The organism is Ornithinibacter aureus (assembly GCF_009858245.1).
Lineage (GTDB): Bacteria > Actinomycetota > Actinomycetes > Actinomycetales > Dermatophilaceae > Fodinibacter > Fodinibacter aureus.
Genome location: NZ_VMSB01000001.1, coordinates 2,006,326 through 2,026,233 on the forward strand (window position 1 = coordinate 2,006,326; position 19,908 = coordinate 2,026,233).

General features: G+C 70.2%; 25 protein-coding genes and 1 tRNA gene. 11 read left to right on the forward strand and 15 right to left on the reverse strand.

The genetic code is table 11. From position 1 onward, the window contains the following. Positions 1-44 precede the first annotated feature (44 nt). A complete protein-coding gene (locus C8E84_RS09545) occupies positions 45-884 on the forward strand; it encodes an ROK family protein (protein WP_425495952.1) in 840 nt (279 codons plus the stop codon). 16 nt (positions 885-900) lie between these two features. Here the strand turns inward: C8E84_RS09545 and C8E84_RS09550 are convergent, their stop codons facing one another. From C8E84_RS09550 to tadA, 4 genes are all read right to left on the reverse strand, one after another. After that, the gene (locus C8E84_RS09550; RefSeq protein ID WP_159901587.1) at positions 901-1,533 is read right to left on the reverse strand and encodes an FMN-dependent NADH-azoreductase; all 633 of its coding nucleotides are present in this window, start codon (positions 1,531-1,533) and stop codon (positions 901-903) included. A 192-nt stretch (positions 1,534-1,725) separates the two neighbouring features. Further along, positions 1,726-1,815 (reverse strand) — tRNA-Ser (locus C8E84_RS09555). 51 nt (positions 1,816-1,866) lie between these two features. Continuing rightward, positions 1,867-2,121, reverse strand: a complete 255-nt coding sequence (locus C8E84_RS09560; protein ID WP_159901589.1) for a GlsB/YeaQ/YmgE family stress response membrane protein — start codon at positions 2,119-2,121, stop codon at positions 1,867-1,869. Positions 2,122-2,278: 157 nt separating this feature from the next. Then, positions 2,279-2,755, reverse strand: a complete 477-nt coding sequence (gene tadA, locus C8E84_RS09565) for a tRNA adenosine(34) deaminase TadA (RefSeq protein ID WP_281348934.1) — start codon at positions 2,753-2,755, stop codon at positions 2,279-2,281. A 16-nt stretch (positions 2,756-2,771) separates the two neighbouring features. On the opposite strand from tadA, the gene upp reads away from it, so the two are divergent. The 3 genes from upp to C8E84_RS09575 all read left to right on the forward strand — a co-directional run bounded on the left by upp (position 2,772) and on the right by C8E84_RS09575 (position 4,817). After that, the gene (gene upp / locus C8E84_RS09570; protein ID WP_159901591.1) at positions 2,772-3,413 is read left to right on the forward strand and encodes a uracil phosphoribosyltransferase; all 642 of its coding nucleotides are present in this window, start codon (positions 2,772-2,774) and stop codon (positions 3,411-3,413) included. Between the two features lie 155 nt (positions 3,414-3,568). Continuing rightward, positions 3,569-3,736 carry a hypothetical protein gene (locus tag C8E84_RS17665; RefSeq protein ID WP_170296278.1) on the forward strand — a complete coding sequence of 56 codons (168 nt, stop codon included), beginning with the start codon at positions 3,569-3,571 and terminating at the stop codon, positions 3,734-3,736. Position 3,737: 1 nt separating this feature from the next. Beyond that, complete coding sequence (locus C8E84_RS09575; protein WP_159901601.1) at positions 3,738-4,817, forward strand: PH domain-containing protein; 1,080 nt, start codon at positions 3,738-3,740, stop codon at positions 4,815-4,817. Between the two features lie 202 nt (positions 4,818-5,019). Here the strand turns inward: C8E84_RS09575 and purF are convergent, their stop codons facing one another. Next, positions 5,020-6,618 carry an amidophosphoribosyltransferase gene (purF, locus tag C8E84_RS09580; RefSeq protein ID WP_159901603.1) on the reverse strand — a complete coding sequence of 533 codons (1,599 nt, stop codon included), beginning with the start codon at positions 6,616-6,618 and terminating at the stop codon, positions 5,020-5,022. A 48-nt stretch (positions 6,619-6,666) separates the two neighbouring features. After that, positions 6,667-6,906: a hypothetical protein gene (locus C8E84_RS09585; RefSeq protein ID WP_159901605.1), complete on the reverse strand. Its 240-nt coding sequence runs from the start codon at positions 6,904-6,906 to the stop codon at positions 6,667-6,669. Between the two features lie 62 nt (positions 6,907-6,968). On the opposite strand from C8E84_RS09585, the gene C8E84_RS09590 reads away from it, so the two are divergent. The 4 genes from C8E84_RS09590 to C8E84_RS17805 all read left to right on the forward strand — a co-directional run bounded on the left by C8E84_RS09590 (position 6,969) and on the right by C8E84_RS17805 (position 10,866). After that, entirely contained in the window at positions 6,969-8,603 is a 1,635-nt protein-coding gene (locus C8E84_RS09590) for a molybdopterin-dependent oxidoreductase (RefSeq protein ID WP_246196871.1), read from the forward strand. Between the two features lie 153 nt (positions 8,604-8,756). Beyond that, entirely contained in the window at positions 8,757-9,404 is a 648-nt protein-coding gene (locus tag C8E84_RS09595; RefSeq protein ID WP_159901607.1) for a fasciclin domain-containing protein, read from the forward strand. Positions 9,405-9,439: 35 nt separating this feature from the next. Next, the gene (sigK, locus tag C8E84_RS09600; protein WP_159901609.1) at positions 9,440-10,087 is read left to right on the forward strand and encodes an ECF RNA polymerase sigma factor SigK; all 648 of its coding nucleotides are present in this window, start codon (positions 9,440-9,442) and stop codon (positions 10,085-10,087) included. Next, a complete protein-coding gene (locus C8E84_RS17805; protein WP_159904700.1) occupies positions 10,084-10,866 on the forward strand; it encodes an anti-sigma factor in 783 nt (260 codons plus the stop codon). Before sigK ends, C8E84_RS17805 begins: the two co-directional genes overlap by 4 nt. An 8-nt stretch (positions 10,867-10,874) precedes the next feature. Here C8E84_RS17805 and C8E84_RS09610 read toward each other — a convergent pair whose 3' ends face one another. Next, on the reverse strand, positions 10,875-11,870 hold the full coding sequence (locus C8E84_RS09610) for an HNH endonuclease signature motif containing protein (RefSeq protein WP_246196872.1): 996 nt from the start codon (positions 11,868-11,870) through the stop codon (positions 10,875-10,877). A 556-nt stretch (positions 11,871-12,426) separates the two neighbouring features. Continuing rightward, on the reverse strand, positions 12,427-13,764 hold the full coding sequence (locus C8E84_RS09615; protein WP_159901613.1) for a cation:proton antiporter: 1,338 nt from the start codon (positions 13,762-13,764) through the stop codon (positions 12,427-12,429). On the opposite strand from C8E84_RS09615, the gene C8E84_RS09620 reads away from it, so the two are divergent. The 3 genes from C8E84_RS09620 to C8E84_RS09630 are packed head-to-tail and all read left to right on the forward strand — an operon-like array spanning position 13,734 to position 15,973. Continuing rightward, entirely contained in the window at positions 13,734-14,288 is a 555-nt protein-coding gene (locus C8E84_RS09620) for an HdeD family acid-resistance protein (RefSeq protein WP_159901615.1), read from the forward strand. The genes C8E84_RS09615 and C8E84_RS09620 overlap by 31 nt on opposite strands. 16 nt (positions 14,289-14,304) lie before the next feature. Continuing rightward, on the forward strand, positions 14,305-14,778 hold the full coding sequence (locus tag C8E84_RS09625) for a potassium channel family protein (RefSeq protein WP_159901617.1): 474 nt from the start codon (positions 14,305-14,307) through the stop codon (positions 14,776-14,778). Positions 14,779-14,803: 25 nt separating this feature from the next. Then, positions 14,804-15,973 carry a chloride channel protein gene (locus C8E84_RS09630; protein ID WP_159901619.1) on the forward strand — a complete coding sequence of 390 codons (1,170 nt, stop codon included), beginning with the start codon at positions 14,804-14,806 and terminating at the stop codon, positions 15,971-15,973. On the opposite strand, the gene C8E84_RS09635 is transcribed toward C8E84_RS09630, so the two are convergent. The 7 genes from C8E84_RS09635 to C8E84_RS09665 all read right to left on the reverse strand — a co-directional run bounded on the left by C8E84_RS09635 (position 15,970) and on the right by C8E84_RS09665 (position 19,896). Beyond that, the gene (locus tag C8E84_RS09635; RefSeq protein WP_159901622.1) at positions 15,970-16,608 is read right to left on the reverse strand and encodes a hypothetical protein; all 639 of its coding nucleotides are present in this window, start codon (positions 16,606-16,608) and stop codon (positions 15,970-15,972) included. The two genes, C8E84_RS09630 and C8E84_RS09635, sit on opposite strands and share 4 nt — an antisense overlap. A 190-nt stretch (positions 16,609-16,798) precedes the next feature. Beyond that, positions 16,799-17,161, reverse strand: a complete 363-nt coding sequence (locus tag C8E84_RS09640) for a bleomycin resistance protein (RefSeq protein ID WP_159901624.1) — start codon at positions 17,159-17,161, stop codon at positions 16,799-16,801. Further along, positions 17,154-17,693, reverse strand: a complete 540-nt coding sequence (locus C8E84_RS09645) for a YcxB family protein (RefSeq protein WP_159901626.1) — start codon at positions 17,691-17,693, stop codon at positions 17,154-17,156. The genes C8E84_RS09640 and C8E84_RS09645 overlap by 8 nt, the downstream gene beginning before the upstream one ends. Positions 17,694-17,695: 2 nt before the next feature. Next, on the reverse strand, positions 17,696-17,938 hold the full coding sequence (locus C8E84_RS09650) for a hypothetical protein (protein WP_159901628.1): 243 nt from the start codon (positions 17,936-17,938) through the stop codon (positions 17,696-17,698). Next, on the reverse strand, positions 17,926-18,852 hold the full coding sequence (locus C8E84_RS09655) for an LLM class flavin-dependent oxidoreductase (RefSeq protein ID WP_246196874.1): 927 nt from the start codon (positions 18,850-18,852) through the stop codon (positions 17,926-17,928). Before C8E84_RS09655 ends, C8E84_RS09650 begins: the two co-directional genes overlap by 13 nt. Beyond that, positions 18,849-19,241: a sterol carrier family protein gene (locus C8E84_RS09660; RefSeq protein ID WP_159901630.1), complete on the reverse strand. Its 393-nt coding sequence runs from the start codon at positions 19,239-19,241 to the stop codon at positions 18,849-18,851. The genes C8E84_RS09655 and C8E84_RS09660 overlap by 4 nt, the downstream gene beginning before the upstream one ends. A 10-nt stretch (positions 19,242-19,251) precedes the next feature. Next, positions 19,252-19,896 (reverse strand): TetR/AcrR family transcriptional regulator, encoded by a 645-nt coding sequence (locus tag C8E84_RS09665; protein WP_211675461.1) that lies wholly within the window; start codon positions 19,894-19,896, stop codon positions 19,252-19,254. Between the last annotated feature and the right edge of the window lie 12 nt (positions 19,897-19,908).

Below are 19,908 nucleotides of genomic sequence, written 5' to 3' on the forward strand. Positions count from 1 at the left end.
CCGTCAGCGCTCTGACACCAGGACGTATTGCGCTGTGCCAGTCCGTGCTCGACCAGGTGGCCAAGACGTCGCGATCACTGCTCAAGAGCGCCGGGCGCACCCGGGCCGAGCTCGCCGGGGTCGGGATCGGGCTGCCGGGCCCCGTCGAGCACTCCACCGGGCGACCGGTGCTGCCGCCGATCATGCCCGGCTGGGACAACTACGACGTGCCGGGCCACGTGATGGCGGCCCTGGGCGGGCCCGTTCTCGTCGACAACGACGTCAACATCATGGCTCTGGGCGAGCACGCGACGATGTACCCCCACATCGAGCAGATGCTCTTCGTCAAGGTGGCGACCGGCATCGGCGCCGGCATCATCAGTGGGGGCCGCCTCCACCGGGGAGCCCAGGGCACGGCGGGCGACCTCGGACACGTCGCCGCGTTGCACGGCGGGGACACCCGCTGCACCTGCGGCAACCTCGGGTGCCTCGAGGCCGTCGCGAGCGGCCCGGCGATCGTGCGGGCCCTGCGTGAACGCGGGGTCGACCTCCAGGACAGCAGCGATCTCATCCGACTGGCCAAGGCCGGCGACCTTGCGGCGGCCACGGCCATCCGTGACGCCGGCCGCGAGATCGGGCACGTCCTCGCGACCTGCGTCAGCCTGCTCAACCCGTCCGTGATCGTCGTCGGAGGACGACTCGCGCAGTCCGCCGAGAGCCTGCTCGCCGGCATCCGAGAGGTCGTCTACGGACGGTCCCTGCCGCTCGCGACGGGCGACCTGCAGATCGTCGCGTCTCGCACGGCCGGCCACGCGGGTGTCATCGGAGCGGCGACCATGGTCGTGCAGCACGTGCTGTCGGTCGAGCAGGTCGAGCACCAGCTCGCCGCTGCGGCCGCCGGCTGAGGCCCCGGCCTCGAGCTCAGCCGGCCCAGCGTGGCGCCGCGGCCAGCTTCTCGACCGCGGCCATCGCGTCAGCGTGGGCCTGCTCGCGCAGCACCGGGTGGTCCAGCGGTTGGGCGTGCACGAACTCGGCGTCGGTCACCCCGATGAAGCCGAAGATGGCGCGCAGGTAGGGCTCCTGGAAGTCGTAGGCCCCCATCGGGCCCGAGGGAGAGTAGTCCGACCCCCGCGAGGTGATGCACACCATCGACGTGCCCTGGACGAGCGGGGAGGGGTAGCCACCCTCGAAGGAGAACGTGTAGCCCGGCTGGATGATGCAGTCGATCCAGTGCTTGAGCTGGTGGGGGAGGCCGAAGTTCCACATCGGGGTCGTGATCAGGCACAGGTCGGCCGAGACGAAGTCCTCGATGAGGGCCTCCACGAACGGCCACGTCCGTGCAGCATCACGGTCGACCGGGAGCCCCTGCATCAGCCGGTACTTCGTGCTCGCGATCGTGTCGTCGATCGTCGGGAGCGTCGTGGTGGACAGGTCGAGCTCCTGGACGGTCAGGTCGGGTCGGACCTTGGCCAGGTGGCCCAGGAATGCACGCGAGAAGGGGAGGGTCTGGGAGTGCTCGCCGCGCGGAGTGGCGATCACGTGCAGGATCTTCATGGGTTGGCGCTCCGGGGTGACGAGGACCCGAAGGCCCGATTGTTGACAGTTCACCCACGCTAGGGGTCGGCGCCACGAGGCCACGATGGCTCGATCGGGGGGTCGTTTCCGGGCGCGCGCGTGCGGGTCACGGCATCCCTCGCCACCCGCCAACGCAAAAACCCCGGTCGCAGAGCTCCCGGGGTCATGCGTTGGCGGTGGCGGTGGGATTTGAACCCACGGTGGGCTTGCACCCACACACGCTTTCGAGGCGTGCTCCTTAGGCCGCTCGGACACGCCACCGCCGGGAAGGTTACCCGAGGCGAGTGCCCGCCTCTAAATCGTGTCCTGTCTTCAGGCTCGCTTGGTGACGGCCTTGACGACGAAGAGCAGGATGACGGCACCGAGCAGGGCGGTGAGGAAGCTCGCGATGATGCCCGCGCCGGCCATGTCCATGCCGAGCACGCCGAGCAGCCAACCGCCGAGCAGGCCGCCGACGATGCCGACGACGATGTTGAGGATGATGCCCTGCTGTCCGTCGGTGTTCATGATCTTGCTCGCGACCCAGCCGGCGAGACCGCCGATGATGATCCAGCCGATGATGCCCATGAGGGTGTTGCCTTTCGTGGTGGTACCAGGGCCCGGATCGGGACCTGCGGCGGGGAACGCTACCCGCGCACCTCGGCCGAATCGCTGGGACGAACACACTGATTTCAGATTCATCCACCCGCGACGGCTGGTCTGCGCGGAGACTCAGCGCGCAGGGTCAGCGCGGTGGCCGGTGCCCGTCGAAGAAGCGCCGCACGACGTCGCCACACTCCTGTTCGAGCACACCGCCGACCACCTCGGCACGGTGCGTGGCCCGGCGGTCGCGCAGCACGTCCCACACCGACCCGCAGGCCCCGAGCTTGGGATCCCACGCGCCAAGCACCACCCGATCGACGCGGGCCAGCATGGCGGCCCCCGCACACATCGGGCACGGCTCCATGGTCACCACGAGGGTGCAGCCAGCCAGGCGCCAGGAGCCCAACCGCGCGGCCGCGGCCCGGATCGCGACGACCTCGGCATGGGCGCTCGGGTCGCCGTCGCGTTCGCGCTGGTTCCAGCCCTCCCCGAGCAGCTCACCCGAACCCGACACGACGACGGCACCGACGGGCACGTCACCCGCCTGCGCCGCACGCTCGGCGAGGGTCAGCGCATGACGCATCCACCCGGCATCCGAGGGGTGGGGTGGTGGGGTCACGCGCTAAGTTTCACCCATGCGCGTCATCAACCCGGACCACCGGCTCATCGCCCACAAGCTGACCTACCTCCGGGACAAGCGGACCGACTCCCCCACCTTCCGCCGCCTGGCTGAGGAACTGATGACGCTCCTCGCCTACGAGGCGACGCGTGAGGTGCGCATCGAACCCTTCGAGATAGAGACGCCGGTGGGCCCGACGACCGGCATCAAGCTGAGCAACCCCAAGCCGCTCATCGTGCCGATCCTGCGCGCGGGCCTCGGGATGCTCGAGGGCATGGTGCGCCTGCTGCCCAGCGCCGAGGTCGGCTTCCTCGGCATGCAGCGCGACGAGGAGACCCTCGAGGCGATCACCTACGCCAACCGCCTCCCGGACGACCTGTCGGGCCGTCAGGTCTACGTGCTCGACCCGATGCTCGCGACCGGTGGCTCGATGGCCGACGCCATCAAGTTTCTTGTCGACCGCGGCGCGAACGACATCACCGCGGTCACGCTGCTGAGCGCACCCGAGGGCATCGCGCACCTCCAGGCCGCCCTGGCCGACGTCGCGCCTCCGATCACCCTGGTCACCGGGGCGATCGACGAGCGCCTCAACGAGAACGGCTACATCGTGCCGGGGCTCGGCGACGCAGGTGACCGCCTGTACGGCCTGGCCCAGTAGCGCCACCACGACGCGACGCCACCACCACGAGATCGGATGCCGTCGACGATCGACACGCCGGACAGCACGCCTCAGTCGTCACATCCGTCACATCTGACACGATGGCGTCTGCGGCGTGCGCTCGGCACGCCCCCCTATGGAGACAAGGACGTGACATGCCCCCGGTCAAGAAGATCGTGATGTGGCTCCTTGTCATCTTCCTGCTCTACGCCATCCTCACCTCGCCCAACAGCGCCGCCGACATCTTCAACTCGGTGTGGGACATCATCACCAACGGCGTGAAGAACATCGCGAGGTTCTTCGACGCACTGCTTCGAGGCTGACGTGGCGCGGCGGCCGCGGCTCGACCGCGACCTCGACCGCTCCCTCGTTCCCGGCGAGCGCGCGATCGTCGCGGTCCGCCACCACTGGTTGTCGCTGTCCCGCGAGATCGGCGCAGCCGTTGCGGCCACCGTGCTCGCGTTCGTCGTCGACGTCAAGGTGCCGACCAGCGAGGGCGGGCCGATGCTGCTGCACAACCTCAGCCTGCTCCTGTGGTGGGGTGCGATGGCGTGGCTGGCCTGGACGTGGCTGAACTGGCGCCGCGAGTGGTTCGTCGCCACGGACAAGCGCTTTCTGCTCTTCTACGGCTTCATCCGCCGCAAGGTCGCGATGATGCCGCTCACGAAGGTCACGGACATGACCTTCGACCAGTCACTGCTCGGCCGGATCGTCGGCTACGGCACGTTCGTCATGGAGTCGGCCGGCCAGGGGCAGGCCCTCTCCGTCGTCGCCTACGTGCCGAACGCGCAGGTCCACTACCAGGCGATCTGCTCCGAGCTGTTCGGCACCACCGTCGCTGAGGCCGAGGCGCAGGAGGAGGGCGGACAAGGGTCGCCCGGAGGCGGCGGCGGCTCGGGAGGGCCCCGTGGTGGTGGCGGCTGGGACGGTCCGGGCGGCGGGCACGGCCCCGACGGCGGCCCCCTGGCCGGCGGGAGCGGGCCCTCGGTGGTGCACGCCCCGGCGAGCGTGCGCTCGGACCCGACCGCCGACCCGATCCAGCGAAACCCCCAGGAGTCCTGGTACCGCAGCTCCAACCTGGGCGCTCCGTCGAGGCGGCTTCGCGACACCGGTGAGATCCCGGTCGTCGGCGCGGCCGGATCGCAGGGCTCGGCGGGTGGAACGAGCGGGGTCGCGAGGGCCTCAAGGGGTGGGGCTGTCTGGGCTCCGTGGGCGCTCGAGGCCGACGACGTGCAGCCTGGAGCGTCACAGGGCGACCACCGCGCTGCTGGTGACGAGGACGCCGACCCGCGTCACGGCATCCGCGGTCGTGATACTCGCGGCAACCACGACCGCGACGACGACCGGGGCAGCCAGGCGCGAGAGATCCCGCTCTACCCGCCGGCCGAGTGGTCTGCGAGCTGAGGTCCGGCACCATCACTGGCTCACTCGGCTCGGTTCAACTCGGAGAGGGCCGACCGGTGGGTACCCCTCCAGCAATCCTTGCTCCGGTCAAGGAATCCCTTGCGCCGCGCAAGAGGGTCCCACAGAGACCCCCCATGTCCCCGCTCACAGGAAGCGCCGCGCCCGAAAACGTGCCGGTCAGGGGCGCAGACCCGCGTGCCGGTCAGGGGCGCAGCACGGCATCCGCGGCGCCACCGGCGGCCGAGGTCGACACGCCCTCGACGTCCAGCACGGGCACGTGCCGGTGGGGATGCCGTTCGCCCGTCATCCGCTCGCCGTTCGTCCCGGGGGACACCGCCAGGTCCAGTTCGAGCACCCCCTTGCCGAGACCCTCCTCGGGCAGGGGCACCGGGTACGACCCGGTGAAGCACGCCGTGCAGAGCCGATCGGGCGACTGGTTGGTTGCGGCGATCATCCCCTCCTCGGAGATGTAGCCCAGCGAGTCGGCGCCGATCGAGTTGCACACCTCGGCCACACCGAGCCCGGTGGCGATCAGCTCGGCCCGGGTCGCGAAGTCGATGCCGTAGAAGCAGGGCCAGCGCACGGGTGGCGAGGAGATGCGCACGTGCACCTCGGCCGCCCCGGCTTCGCGCAGCATCCGCACGAGGGCGCGCTGGGTGTTCCCGCGCACGATCGAGTCGTCGACGACGACGAGCCGCTTGCCCTTGATGACGTCCTTGAGCGGGTTGAGCTTGAGCCGGATGCCGAGTTGGCGGATGGTCTGCGACGGCGCGATGAAGGTGCGCCCCACGTAGGAGTTCTTCACCAGCCCCTGCCCGTAGGGGATCCCGGACTCCTGCGCGTACCCGATCGCGGCCGGCGTGCCCGACTCAGGGGTCGGCATGACCAGATCGGCCTCGACCGGGTGCTCCCGGGCCAGCGCGCGACCCATCTCGACGCGGGCCTCGTGCACGACCCGCCCGTTGATCGTCGTGTCGGGACGTGCGAGATAGACGTACTCGAACACGCAGCCCTTCGGGGTCGCCTCGGCGAAGCGCTGCGAGCGCAGCCCGTCCTCGTCGATGGTGACCATCTCGCCGGGCTCGACCTCGCGCACGTAGGACGCACCGACGATGTCGAGGGCGGCCGTCTCCGAGGCGACGACCCAGCCGCGTTCGAGGCGACCGATGACCAGGGGGCGGATGCCGTGGGGGTCGCGAGCGGCATACAACGTGTGTTCGTCCATGAAGACGAAGCAGAACGCGCCGCGCAGTCGGGGCAGCACGTCGAGGGCCGAGGCTTCGAGGGTGCGGTCGGGGTGGTCGGCCAGGAGTGCCGTGACGAGCGCGGTGTCGGTGGTGTTGCCCCGGGCCAGCTCGCCCCGGTGGGCGTCGCCCTCGAGGCGGCCCTCGACGAGGTCGCGCAGCTCGGCGGAGTTCGTGAGGTTGCCGTTGTGGGCCAGCGCCACGGTGCCACCGGCGTGGCCGCCGAGGGTGGGCTGCGCGTTCTCCCACGTCGAGCCACCGGTGGTGGAGTACCGGCAGTGGCCCACCGCGAGGTGGCCGCGCAGCGACGCCAGCGAGCGCTCGTCGAACACCTGCGAGACCAGGCCCATGTCCTTGTAGACCAGCAGGCGCTGACCGTCGGACGTCGCGATGCCGGCCGACTCCTGCCCACGGTGCTGGAGGGCGTAGAGGCCGTAGTAGGTCAGCTTGGCGACGTCCTCACCGGGGGCCCACACCCCGAAGACCCCGCAGGCATCCTGCGGGCCCTTCTCACCGGGAATCAGGTCGTGGCTGAGGCGTCCGTCTCCGCGTGGCACGTGCCCGATCCTCCCACACCCTGCCGACGCAGCCCCACCGACGAACGATCAGGAGCGTTCGCTGCGCCGATCGAGCAGCACGGCGAGCACGGCAGCGAGCAGACCGAACACCAGGGCGCCCATGAAGCCCAGGTAGCCGATGCCGGCCGACGGGGCATAGTTCGACTCCAGCATCGTGTCGCGGTCCTCGAACCAGCCGAAGACGGCCAGCGAGGCCCCCACGAGGAACCCGATGACGGCCCCGGTGATAATGATGGGCAGGAAGCGCGGGCGGCGTGCAGGTGTCACGGTCCTTACGGTACGTGAGGCCGGGCACCCCTCGACGAACCACCCACACGCACACTGGGGTGGTGCACGCATCCGAGAGCCCCTTCGGCTCCGAACCACTGGACATGACGAACTCTGGGATGCCGCAGCGACAGACCCGACCCGACGGGCGTCCCCGGCGCCTCTGGTACGCCGAGGGCACGGCCCTGGCCGCGGCCGCCGCCGCCGGGGTGGGGCACCTCGTCGCCGGACTCGTGTCCCCCGAGTCCTCACCCGTGCTCGCGGTGGGGTCCACCGTCATCGACGCCACGCCGACCCCGGTCAAGGAATGGGCGGTCGCGCAGTTCGGCACCGCCGACAAGCCCATCCTCATCGGATCGGTCGCGATCGGTGCGTTGCTGCTCGCCGGTGGCATCGGGCTGGTCGCCCGAACCCGGCGCACCCTGGGCCTGGCCCTGCTCGGCACCCTGGCCTTCACGTCCGTCGGGGCTGCCCTGTTGCGCCCCACGAGCACCGCGGTGGACCTGATTCCCGGGTTCGCCACGGCGCTGTTCGGCGTGCTCGCCGCAGGCTGGTTCCTCGGGCTGCTCGACCAGTGGGGGGCGCGTGATCGCGACCCGGCGGCGGGCGCGGATGCCGGCGCCACGGCATCCGGCGACGGCCGCAGCGATCGTCGGCGCGTGCTGTTCGCCGCGGCCGGGCTGGGAGCGGTCGCCGCCACCGGCAGCACCCTGGGCAAGGCCCTGTCGCGCGGCGCCTCGCCGTCAGGCGTCACCCTGCCGGCGGCCGCCGAGGCCCTGCCGACGCTGCCGGGTGGGCTGGAGTCGACCGTTCGCGGCATCTCGGCCTTTCGCACCCCGAACGCGCAGTTCTACCGGATCGACACCGCCCTGGTCATCCCCCGGGTCTCCACCGACGGCTGGTCACTGACCATCGACGGTGACGTGGAGCGGCCGTTCACGATCACCTACGACGAACTCCTCGCCATGCCGATGGTCGAGCGCGACATCACCTTGACCTGCGTGTCCAACGAGGTCGGCGGCCCGTACATCGGCGCCGCCCGGTGGCTCGGCGTGCGCACCAAGGACCTGCTCGAGCGGGCTGGTGTGCGGCCGGGGGCCGACCAGATCCTCAGCCACTCCACCGAGGGCATGACGATCTCGACCCCCGTGCAGGCCCTGACCGACGACCGCGAGGCCCTCGTCGCGGTCGGCATGAACGGCGAGCCGCTGCCCAACCGCCACGGCTTCCCGGCGCGCCTGGTCACCCCGGGGCTCTACGGGTTCGTCGGTGCCACCAAGTGGCTGACCCGCATGGAGGCGACGACCTACGCCGCGAAGCGCGCCTACTGGACCGAGCGCGACTGGGCCACCGACGCCCCCATCCTCACCCAGTCACGCATCGACACCCCTCGCGGGCTGGACCGGCGCGATGCCGGGCAGGTCATGATCGGTGGGGTGGCGTGGGCGCAGCAGCGCGGGATCGCCCAGGTCGAGGTGCGGGTCGACGACGGGCCGTGGCAGGTCGCCACGCTCGGGCCGGATGCCGGCATCGACTACTGGCGCCAGTGGTATCTGGCGTGGGATGCCGCCCCGGGTCGCCACTCCCTCAGCGTGCGCGCAACCGACCTGACCGGTGAGCTGCAGCCCGAGGGCCGCACGACGCCGTTCCCCGAGGGTGCCCGGGGCTGGCACACCATCGTCGTCACCATCGACTGACACCCTCTGCCCGTCCCACAACGTCCGGCACCTTGGTGGCTCCAGCCGCCAAGGTGCCGGACGTTTTCCTGGTCCGGGCAATCCGGTTCACGAGCTGCTCCGAACCACTGGTGTACGCACCACGACACACACCTGCGAGAAGGAGCACCTCCCATGCGTTCCACCCGACTGACCGTTGCAGCCCTGGCCCTGGCCCTCCCCCTGTCGATCGCCGCCTGCGGCTCGGACAGCGAGATGGATGCCGGTTCCACCGACACCATGAGCTCGTCGTCCGCTCCGGCCCCCTCGGCCTCCCCCTCGGAGTCGATGAGCACCGACATGGCCGGCGCCCCCTTCGGCCCCGGCTGCGCGGCCGTCCCCGCCGACGGTGCGGGCTCGTTCAGCCGCATGGCCAAGGACCCGGTCGCCACGGCCGCGAGCAACAACCCCGTCCTGTCGACCCTGGTGACCGCGGTGACCGAGGCCGGCCTCGGTGACACCCTCAACACCACCCCGGACATCACCGTCTTCGCGCCGACCAACGACGCGTTCGCGGCCATGGACAAGGCCACCCTCGACAAGGCCATGGCCGACCCGAAGGGCCTGCTCACCACGGTGCTCACCAACCACGTCGTCGCGGGCCGCCTCGCCCCCGACCAGGTCGCCGGTGAGCACGAGACCCTGGCCGGCACGAAGATCACCGTCGAGGGGTCCGGCGAGGACTTCTCCGTCGGCGATGCCAAGGTCGTCTGCGGCAACGTGCAGACCGCCAACGCGACCGTCTACATCATCGACGGCGTGCTGCTCCCCGCAGCCAACTGACGTCGGACCGACCTCGACAGTCCATGATGGGTGACATGACAGCCTCCTCCCCGGGTACCTCCGTGCCCGGGGAGGAGGCTCTCCCGCACCCGGACGCCACGGCATCCGGCGCCACGGCATCCGGCGCCACGGCATCCGGCCAGGAGCTCGCCGACCTGCTGCGCCGCTGCGCCCGCGGTGACGAGGCAGCCTTCGCCGAGCTGTACGACGCGACGTCGCGTCGGCTCTTCGGCCTCGTGCTGCGGATCGTGCGCGACCACGCGATGTCGGAGGAGGTCACCCAGGAGGTCTACCTCGACATCTGGCGCACCAGCACCCGGTTCGACCCCAGCCGCGGCAGCGCCCTGTCGTGGATGATGACCATCGCGCACCGCACCGCCGTCGACCGGGTGCGTTCGTCCGAGGCCGCGCGCCGACGCGACGACACCCACGCGGCGACGAATCAGGACATCGACTTCGACGCCACCGCTGAAGCGGCCCAGGCGTCACTGGAGGCCCAGCGCGTGCGCCGGGCCCTCGCCACCCTCACCGATGCGCAGCGCTCCGCGGTCGAGCTCGCCTACCTCGGCGGCTACACGCACACCGAGGTCGCGACCTTGCTCGGCCTGCCGCTCGGCACGGCGAAGACCCGAATACGCGATGGCCTGATCCGCCTGCGAGACACGATGGGAGTCCCGGCATGAACGCCGATCTGCACCACCTTTCCGGCGCCTACGCCGTCGACGCCCTCGATGACGCCGAGCGCGCAGCCTTCGAGTCGCACCTGCTCGGGTGCGCCGACTGCCGCGCCGAGGTCGCCGAGCTGACCGCCGCCGGGCACTCCCTGGCCGCGCTCGCGCAGGCCACTCCGCCGCCGTCGCTGCGGGCCTCGGTGCTCTCGGGTATCTCGCAGGTCCGTCCGCTGCCGCCGCTCCCCGAAGACGCCGCTGCTCCTGTCCCGGATGCCGTCTTCTCCGTTGCATCAGGTCCCGTCGCTGCAGAGGCTTCGGATGCCGTCGTCGTGCCGCTTCGCCGTCGCTCACGGGCCTCGACGTGGCTGGCCGGTGCGGCAGCGGCTGCCGTGATCGCTGTCGGTGGTCTCGTGTGGAGCCCGTGGTCGGACGACTCCGGCACCCTGTCGCCCGTGGACCAGGTGGTTGCCGCAGCCGACGCCGTGCGGGTCAGCAGCAGCAAGGGGGAGCTGAACGCCGAGATCGCCTACAGCCGCCAGCTCGGCCGAGCGGCGATCACGGTGGCCGGGTTGCCGCCGGCTCCGGAGGGCAAGACCTACCAGCTGTGGTTCGTCGGGTCCGACGGAGTGGCTCGTTCGGCCGGGCTGCTGACGCCCGATGCGGACCGTCGCGGGTCGATGGTCCTGGAGGGCGACCCCAGCGCGGCTGCCGCCGTGGGCATGACCGTGGAGCCCGCGGGTGGTTCGACGGCGCCGACGACCGACCCGCTGGTCGTTCTCGCCCTCGCGTGACGCCCCGCTCAGACCGGCAGTGCTCCGCTGGTGGGGGCGTCATCGCTGGCGCTGTCTGGTCCCCACCACGGCTCGACGTCGAGGTCGTCGGGCCATGGGTCGTCGGGGTATGACTCGTGGAGTTCGTAGCGGGCCCAGCGTTGTTCGTCGGGGTCGTCGTCGTGGATCGCGGCGATGAGTGTTCGGAGCCGCTCGGGGGTCAGTGGTGGTGGGTCGTTGATGGCCCGTTCGGCGCGTCTGTGCTCGAGGTGTCGGTCGTAGCTGCCGTGGGTGAGGTCCCAGATGACGTACCGGCCGTGCTCGTCGGGGGTGGGGTTCACCTGCGCGATGAACCGGCGCTGGTGGACCACCGTGTGGTGGCGTTGGCACAGCAGGGCAGCGTTGTCGATGTCGCTGAGCCCACCATCAGCCCAGTGCACGACGTGGTGCGCTTTGGCCCAGGCGGCGGGGGCGGTGCACCCGGGGTAGGTGCACCCGCGGTCGCGGCGCAGCAACCGGCGTCGTTGCGCCCGGGTGAACAGGCGAACCACCCGGCCCAGGTCGAGGTCTTCCCCCGCGCTGCCCAGCACGTGGGGGATCAGGTCGGCTTCGCAGGACAGGCGGCGCAGCACCTGCGGCGACAGGATGGTCCCGGTCCCGGTGGACCCCACGACCTCCCCACACCCGGTGCGTGCCTGCAGGTCCGCAAGCGTCATGATGACGTGGACCGCGTGCGCGGACCCGGCGGCACCGTCCGCGCCGCCGTGCTGGTCACCATCGAGGGCGCTGGAGCGCTGACACACCTGCGTCAGTGCCTCGACCCGCCGCTGCCCGAGCGGGCGCAGGTCACGTTCCCCGGTCACGTCGTTGGGGGCGGGGGCGCTGAGCGGGCCGATCGCCGCCTCCAACGCTGCCGCCTGCTCCGGCGTCATCCACAGCTGGTACTCGGTGAGGTCCCCGGACTCCACGAACGGTGCGGACAGCCGCGCCGCCGACGCCAAGCGTTCCTGCAGGTCATCGAACACCCCCGGCGCGCCGTACTGCTGTCGAGATGCAGCGAAGATTTCACAAACGCGGTTTGTATGAAACATAAACGCGGTGTTATGACAGGGTCGTCAGACTGCACATCACGTTATGTGTCTCTATCCATCAGGTCCTGTCCACGCGTTGGCCGCGTCGGATCCGAGCACGCTTGTCGTTCGGCGGCTTGGTCTCCCACGGTCTCGCTACGATCGTTCGTCGCCCAGCAGTAGCGATTCGACTGCGAGTCTGGCCCCCGCCGCCATGGTCGAGCTCAGGTGAGCGAGGTGGGCGATGAAGGCGTCGAGTTCGCTGATTCGGGAGTCATCCGGGTCGAGAGAGTGCGGAGCGCGGACGAGGCGCTCTACTAGTTCATCCCAATTCTGATCGGCGGCCTCGGACCCCGACTCCACATAAGTTCGCCGCTGCTCATCACGTGCGGAGGTCTGCGTTCGGGGCGGTCGTGGGGGTACTCCGCTGTTCGCTGGCCACGCCGTCCCCCATCTTTGGTGCGGTGAGGCCACCCCGCGAGCGAATGCCTCGGTGTCCGGTGGCGCGCTGTCAGCGGGGCAGGGGCGCGGGTGTGGAGCGATCGAGGATTTGAGCTGCGAAGGGGAAGGCGAGGACGGTCAGCGCGCCCGCGCCGACGAGTAGCGACGCGGTCGCTGGTTTCATCAGATCGGATGACAGCGCGACTTCGGTCACGGCGACGATGATGGGCAGGCCGGTGGCGGCATACAAACCGAGTTGGAGGCGCTCCCTCGTCGTGTTCAGGCCGGAGCCTGTGTCTGCCCACTGTTCAGTGAGGAAGACCGGCAGGCCTCGGGCGACGCCGATCAGCAGCGCAAGCCCGAGGAAGACCCATGGGTGCTCGGCCAGGGCCGCGATCTCGATCGCCATTCCGGAGGCGACGAAGAACATCGGGATGAAGAACCCGAACCCGACCTGCTCCAGCGAGCGCATCATCGCGTGGGCGTGGCGGCCGCCGATCCGGGACAGTGCGACACCGGCGGCGAAAGCGCCCAGGACGACGTCGAACTCGAGGATTGCTGCCAACGCCATCAGACCCGTGAGGAGGAGCATCACGCCGCGCAGCAGGGTGCGCAGGGACCACGGCGACAGGTCGGAGTCGCCCACGCGGTAGAGGCCTGCGCGGTGGAGCAGCCTCGTAGGTACGACGATGGCTGCGATCGTCACCACGACGAAGAACGCCATTAACAGACCGGCCTGCAGGGGTGAATGACTGGTCAACAGCAGAGCCATTACGACGACCGGGCCGATTTCTCCGACGGCGCCGTGGGTGAGAACACTGCGTCCCAAGGCGCTGGGCAGGAGGCCGCGGTCCTTGAGGATCGGCAGCAGAGTGCCCAGGGCGGTGGATGAGATCGCGAGCCCGAGCGCGACGGACTGCGTGAGGGCGGCATCGGGAACGAACGCTGAGGTGGCAGCGACGGCGACGACGAAACCGACCGTCCAGGTCGTCCAGGCCCAGCGTCCCTGACGACCAGCGAGCGACTTCAGGTCGATCTCCATGCCGGCCAGCAGGAACAGCAGACCCATGCCGAGTTGCTTGATCATCTCGATCCCGGTAGTGGAGGCCAACCCGAGGGCGTGCGGGCCAATCAGCACACCGAGCAGCAGGAGAACGACCACTTCGGGTGCGTGCCCGCGCAGCAGTCGCGCGAGTAGCGGCGCTGCGAAAACCGCCGCCACCATCCAGAACAACGACGAGGACATGGCAGCCATGGTGGACTCCGACGTCAACACGACCCCAGTATGACCAGGCTGCGCGGTTTGGCCTGAGATGAGTAGGCTCAAGGCGCGGGGAGTGCCCCGGACCTGGTCAACGAATGCGCACTGGAGAAGCCATGATCGCTGCGTCCCGACGTTCCTCAACAACCTTGATCGCCACTGGCGTCTTGGCTGTGCTGTTCGGGATCGTGGCCTCGATCTGGCCGATCGGCACCTTCGTGAGCCTGGTGATCATCTGGGGTGCCTATGCCTTGGTCGACGGCATCACAGCTTTGGTCATGGCCTTCAGCCGTGAGGGCTCTTCGGCGAAGCTGCTCCTGATCTTCACCGGCGTCATCGGTGTCGTCGCTGGTCTCTACGCCATCTTCCAGCCGCTCTCCAGCGGCGTCGCTCTCGCGTGGGCGATGGGAATCTGGCTCGTGGTTCGTGGTGTCACCGAGCTCATCAGCGCTTTCGCCGAAGCACTGAGCAGCCCGCGCTGGATGCTCATCATCGGTGGCATCCTGTGGATCCTGGCCGGGGTCCTCTTCATCGCGAACCCGGGCGCTGCCGCCCTGACCGTTGCCTTCTGGCTCGGCGCTCTCGCCTTCGTCTGGGGTCTGCTCACCATCGGGGCGGGCATCGCGTTGCGCTCCCATCTGAAGAAGGCCTCCGCTGCCGACGCCGCGTGAGCTGGGCCCGGCCCCGTTGAGAAGGGTTCTGCGCGGTCGCTGGCTCAAGGCGCTCCTTGAGGGGCTGGGCATCATCACGACCTTCTATCTCGTCCCGGTCCGGGCGGACCGCGAGTTCGGCCTTCGCTTCGTGCTCACCACACTCGCTTTGGTCGGGCTCGCGGTCGTGATCGTCCGTCACGTGCGCCGCGGAAACGACCCGATCGACCGGTTGATCCTCATCCTCGTCGCGGCCGTGGCGACCTTGGCCTTGGCGTTCTATGCCGCAGCCACTGTCCCCGGCCAGTTCGTCGGGCTTGAGACGCGCACCGATGCGCTCTACTTCGCCGTCGTCACGATGGCCACCATCGGCTACGGCGACATTCACCCCGTGGGTCAGCTCTCGCGGGTGTTGGTCATGGTGGCGGTCCTGTTCCAATTCGTTTTCGTCACGACCTTGATCTCGACCATTACCCGTCGCCTCCGTCTGCGAGACACCGATGAGCCCTAACCGCACAGCAGAGTGGGGCACTGGTATGCGTCCACCGGCCATCGCGCTCCTCTGGGGCGCCCTGGCGGGCGGAGCGGCCGCACTGGTCTACACCGCGATGAACGCCGCGCAACACGTGATCTGGCCCGACGACATTGCCCGCTGGTACATCCCCCTGATCGTCCTCGCCGGCGGCGGACTCATCGCCCTTCTCCGTCCTCACACTGACGACGGCAGCCTCGACGATCAACTCACCGCCGCCGCCGACCCCCGCCGCCTCCGCCGCGAACGCACCGCCGCCCTCGCCCTCAGTGCGATCATCGCCTACGGCTTCGGCGGTGCGATCGGCCCCGAGGCCGGCCTGATCGCGGTGATCGCCGAACTGTCTGCCCTCGTCGGTGTCCGCATCACGCACTCCGAGCAAGAAGCCCGACTCATCGGGCAAAGCGGGTCAGCGGCCGCCTTGGCCGGCCTCTACGGATCACCACCCGGTGCCGCCGCCTACGACGACGACACCCTCGCGCCCGGCAAACTCCTCACGCTTCTCGCCGCGGGGGCCGGCTTCCTCACCTTCCTCGTCGTTCACCGCGCCTTCGGCACCGACCACACCGACCTCGGCATCCCCACCTACACGCACAGCAACGGCCAACTCCTCGCCGCCATCGTTCCCGCACTGGCCGGCGCGGCACTCGGGCTGCTCTACACCCGGCTCCACGCATGGACGACAGCGCTGCTGACTCGGGTTGGCTCCGCGACTCGTCAGACCCTCATCGGGTCAGCCGCCCTCGCGGCCCTTGCCGCCGCCTTCCCAGTCGCTCTCTTCTCCGGCCATGATCAACTCCACAAGGTCCACGACCTCGTTGCCGACTCCGCGTGGCTCATGCTCGCGACCGCAGCCCTCGTCAAGGTCGCCGCCACCGCCATCACCCTCAGCAGCGGCTGGCGCGGCGGTGAGTTCTTCCCGCTGCTCTTCGCCGGAGCAGCAGCCGGCGCCCTCGCCACCGCCGCCATCCCCAACCTGGACCTTGCCACCGCCGAGATCGCCGGCCTCGCCGCAGCCACGACCGTCGGCCTGAAGAAGCCCGCCGCCGCCGTCCTCATCTGCGCACTGCTCATCGGCCAAGCCGCGTGGGGCCCCCTGATCATCGGCGCAACCATTGGATTGTTCGCCATCCGCGGCGGGACCACGAACCCCGACCACACGGCGGCGACCTAAGTCCAGGACGCGTCGCAGAACCACGTTGTGCAACGCACACCGCACGAGATCGTGCAGTTTCCGCTGCATCTCGACAACTGCGCGAGCAGCCTGGGCCGCAGCCGGCGCAGCATCCCAGAACCCCACGCCGCGCCCAGCTCGAGCATGGAGCGCACCACCGTCGGCTTGACCTCATCGAGCAGGAACGGGCCCAGGCGGGTCATCTCCCGCACCGCCGCACACCCCAAACCCGGCGACACCACCGCGCTCACCACGGCATCCGCGACGATCCCCTCGGGTGAGTCCGCTTCCAGCCCACCGGCGTCGCCACCCCACCGCGCGTGCGCCGGGGCCAGCAGCCCCGCGATCGTCGCGACATCCGCGGCGCCGCCCTGCCGCAGCGACGGCGCGTGATCACGCACCCACGCCGTCGCGTTCACCCCGGCCGCCTCGACCTCACCACGACCCAACGCCTCCGCGGTGATCGCGACCCGCGCCGCAACCCCCTGGGCCACCACGGCATCGACCACACCCAGCACCTCAGCCAGCTCGGGCCCCGAGCACTGGTACAGCACCTGCGTGATCCCCGTCAGTGCCTCACGGGCAGCCTCGACCCGGGAGCGACGCTCCACCAGGCTCAACGGCTGCATGTCCATGACTCATCATACTCGAACACCAGTTCGTTTCGCAACTCGAACCGGGCACGAAACACCACCCTGAAGGGCGTCGCTGGGGCTCTGGACACGCCGCCATCCCTCACCGCACCAGCCCCCGTTCAGGACCATCGCCGCGCGCTTGGAGGCGCAATCACCGCGCCAACCCACAACGAATACTTGTGGGTTCACATCAGGGGTTTGCGATGAGGCGGAGCAGGTTGGCATCGGGGTCGAGCAGGGCCCCGATGCGCAGCCCCGACGCCTCGAGCTGGGGCAGATGCACCCGCGGCCAGCCGCGATCGCCCACCGGCACCCCGGCATCCACACACACCTGGACGAACGAGTCGACGTCGTCGAGGCGCAGGCAGCACCCGAACGAACTCGTCGCACGGTCGAGGTCGGGGAACGGGAAGAACTCGAGCACCACCGGTCCGCGGGCGAGGATCATCCACCCCTCGTCGCGGAACTGCTCGACGAAGCCCAGCCGCGTGTAGAACGCCGAGGTCGCTGCGAGGTCGCGCGATGCCAGGTTCGCCGTCGCCCGGTCACCCATTCCCGGCTCGCTCTCTGGCCAGGGCCAGCACGGCACCAGCCCCCGCGGCTCGTTTGGGGACCACGAGCGCTGCCATCGGGGCGACGAAGATGAAGCCGTGTTCGGCCGTCTCCTCGACACGAACGATCGCGGACCACGGCACGCTGTGCGTCACTGCGCCACAGTACTCGCGCATGCCGACCTCGTCAACGAGCAACGTCGCGGGGCCGACGACGCCGAGCCCCGATGTGCGACCGATGCGCTCGACACTGCGGCGGATGCTGCGGCGAAGCGACCACGGCGAGAACAGCCACCACCCGCCGGCGCCGAGCACGGCGAGCACCCCGGTGGCCACGACGCCGGCATCGAACAGGACCAACCCGAAGACCACCGCGAGACCAGCCATGAGCACCGCGCCCCACAGCCGAGCCTGCGCGATCTGCCTCTCGTACTCCGGCATGGTGCGCGCCGCGTGGAGATTGAACGCGACGTAGTCCTCGGCGCTCAGGTGGTAGTCGATCCGCTGCGGCAGCGGCCCGAGGCTGTCAGGCATGCTCATCGAAGTCCTCCCGCGCGATGAGCGCCCCCACCGGCCTGCAGCCGCCGCCGGAGCGCTGCGGGGTCCTTCACGGTCAGGCCGTGACCCTTCATCACCCTGACGTAGGCGTCCACCTTGCGGTCGATCGACTCCTCCTGCGCCGCAGCCGCGTCGGCAGCCTCCTCCGCGGCAGCCACCCTCGCCCGCAGCTCAGGGTCGGGTGCTGCCGGGCCGAACCCGGGAAGCCTCACCCGGCGCACGGGCGCTCTCCTTCGTCGCCGACCACCTGCGCCGCGACGGCTTCGAGCACGCTGACGTCCCCGGCATACGGCCCCTCCGCCCGCGGCCAGTGGGTGACGACGTCGGTGAACCCGAGCGCCGCGGCCCGCCCGGCCATCTCGGCGTACAACTCGACCGACTCCAGCGAGAACCGGGGTGAGGAGTCGAGCGAGAGGAGGCGATCGAGCGGGCCGCGCCCCGCGGCATCCGCGGCATCCGAGAAGCGCGTGGCCAGCTCGCCGACGTGGGCGAACCACTCATCGAGGGTGTCGCCGCGACCGCCGTAGGTGATCCAGCCGTCGCCGAGCGTCGCCGCGAGCCGGATCGAGCGCGGACCGTTCGCCGCGACGAGCAACGGCACCCGGTGGCGCACCGGGCCGGGCAGGGTGCGGGCCCCGCGCGCCGAGTACCAGGCCCCCTCGTGATCGACGCGGTCCTCGCGCAGCAGCCGGTCGAGCAGCGGCACGAACTCGTGGAACCGGTCGACCCGCTGCTTGAGCGTGCGCTCCTCACCGAGGATGCGCGCGTCGAGGTCTCCCCCGGTGCCGAGCCCACACAGGAACCGCCCGCCGGACACGTCGTCGAGGGTCAGCACGTCGCGGGCGAAGGTGTACGGATGCCGGTAGTTCGGCGACGACACGAACGTCCCGAGCCCGATGCTCGAGGTCACCCCGGCCGCCGCCGCCAGCGTCGGCACCGCCGCGAACCACGAGGCATCGGGCAGCCCGCCCCACACGAGGTGGTCGTAGGTCCAGGCGTGGTCGAACCCCATCTCCTCGGCCGCGCGCCACATCGGGGCCGACTCGCGCCACGGCAGCTCGGGCAGGATCGTGATGCCGTGCCGGATGCCGGTCGCGTCACGACCGCGGATGCCGTGGCTCGCCGCCGCGGTCATCGCGCCACCTGCTTCTGGTCGCCGATACCGGTGAGCGGCACCAGACCTGCGAGGTCTGCGCGGACGCCGCTGACCCGCAGGTCGCCGGCCGCCACGGCCTCGGCCCACTGCCGAGCGCCGGTCGCGAGCGCGAGCCAGGTGACGGCATCCGTCTCCACGACGTTCGGTGGGGTGCCACGGGTGTGGGTGGGGCCTTCGATGCACTGGACGGCGCCGAACGGCGGCACGCGCACCTCGACGCTGCGGCCCGGGGCGCGCGCGCCGAGCTCTTCGAGGGTGAAGCGCACGGCGGTGGCGAGCGTGGCGCGGTCGACGGCATCCGGATCGGAGAGCCACCCGGTGAGTGCTGACTCACCCGCGGCGGGGTCGGTACGGCGGCGGGGAGGCATGGTGCCGACGCTACCCGCGAGGACTGACGTGCAGGGCGACGAAGGTGTCGACGGCCCGCTCGGCGTGGTCGCGGATCTCGTCGGCCACGGGCGGGCGATCGCCGAGGAGGACACGGATCTGGGTGTCACGCACGACGAGCCCGAAGAAGGTTCGGTAGGCCTCGCCGGGGTCGGGGACACGCAGGATGCGGTGTTTGTCGAGGTGCGCCAGGTACCGCTCGACGACCGGTCCGATGCGCTGCCGACCCGACTGGAGCAGCCGGTCGGACAAGGCAGCGGACGTCATCGCCGCCCTGTTGAGCGACACCGACGGCTCACTGGTCAGCAGCCGCAGGAGCGACTCGGCGTAGGCGGCGAGCGTGTCGTGCGCATCGTCAAGGGTTGAGGCATCGGTCGCGAGGGCTGCCTCGACGCGCTGCGCGGAGTCGTCGGCACTCGCCTCGATCACGGCGCCGATGAGGTCATCGCGGGTGCCGAACCAGGCGTACAGAGTCTCCTTCGAGGCGCCCGCGCGGCGAGCCACACCCTCCATCGTCAGTCCGGCGGCGCCACGCTCGACGAGTTCGTCTCGGGCCGCCACGATCACCTCCGCACGACGACGCTCGCGAAGCTCTCGCGGCAGACGGCCACGGCGGGGGGCGGATGACGTGCTCACTTGACAAATGTA

Coding starts and splice junctions, on each gene's coding strand:
- C8E84_RS09550 (WP_159901587.1), bottom strand. CDS start 1,533: ATGAAGATCCTGCACGTGATCGCCACTCCGCGCGGCGAGCACTCCCAG.
- C8E84_RS09560 (WP_159901589.1), bottom strand. CDS start 2,121: ATGGGCATCATCGGCTGGATCATCATCGGCGGTCTCGCCGGCTGGGTC.
- upp (WP_159901591.1), top strand. CDS start 2,772: ATGCGCGTCATCAACCCGGACCACCGGCTCATCGCCCACAAGCTGACC.
- C8E84_RS17665 (WP_170296278.1), top strand. CDS start 3,569: ATGCCCCCGGTCAAGAAGATCGTGATGTGGCTCCTTGTCATCTTCCTG.
- C8E84_RS09595 (WP_159901607.1), top strand. CDS start 8,757: ATGCGTTCCACCCGACTGACCGTTGCAGCCCTGGCCCTGGCCCTCCCC.
- sigK (WP_159901609.1), top strand. CDS start 9,440: ATGACAGCCTCCTCCCCGGGTACCTCCGTGCCCGGGGAGGAGGCTCTC.
- C8E84_RS17805 (WP_159904700.1), top strand. CDS start 10,084: ATGAACGCCGATCTGCACCACCTTTCCGGCGCCTACGCCGTCGACGCC.
- C8E84_RS09620 (WP_159901615.1), top strand. CDS start 13,734: ATGATCGCTGCGTCCCGACGTTCCTCAACAACCTTGATCGCCACTGGC.
- C8E84_RS09630 (WP_159901619.1), top strand. CDS start 14,804: ATGCGTCCACCGGCCATCGCGCTCCTCTGGGGCGCCCTGGCGGGCGGA.
- C8E84_RS09635 (WP_159901622.1), bottom strand. CDS start 16,608: ATGGACATGCAGCCGTTGAGCCTGGTGGAGCGTCGCTCCCGGGTCGAG.
- C8E84_RS09640 (WP_159901624.1), bottom strand. CDS start 17,161: ATGGGTGACCGGGCGACGGCGAACCTGGCATCGCGCGACCTCGCAGCG.
- C8E84_RS09645 (WP_159901626.1), bottom strand. CDS start 17,693: ATGCCTGACAGCCTCGGGCCGCTGCCGCAGCGGATCGACTACCACCTG.
- C8E84_RS09655 (WP_246196874.1), bottom strand. CDS start 18,852: ATGACCGCGGCGGCGAGCCACGGCATCCGCGGTCGTGACGCGACCGGC.
- C8E84_RS09660 (WP_159901630.1), bottom strand. CDS start 19,241: ATGCCTCCCCGCCGCCGTACCGACCCCGCCGCGGGTGAGTCAGCACTC.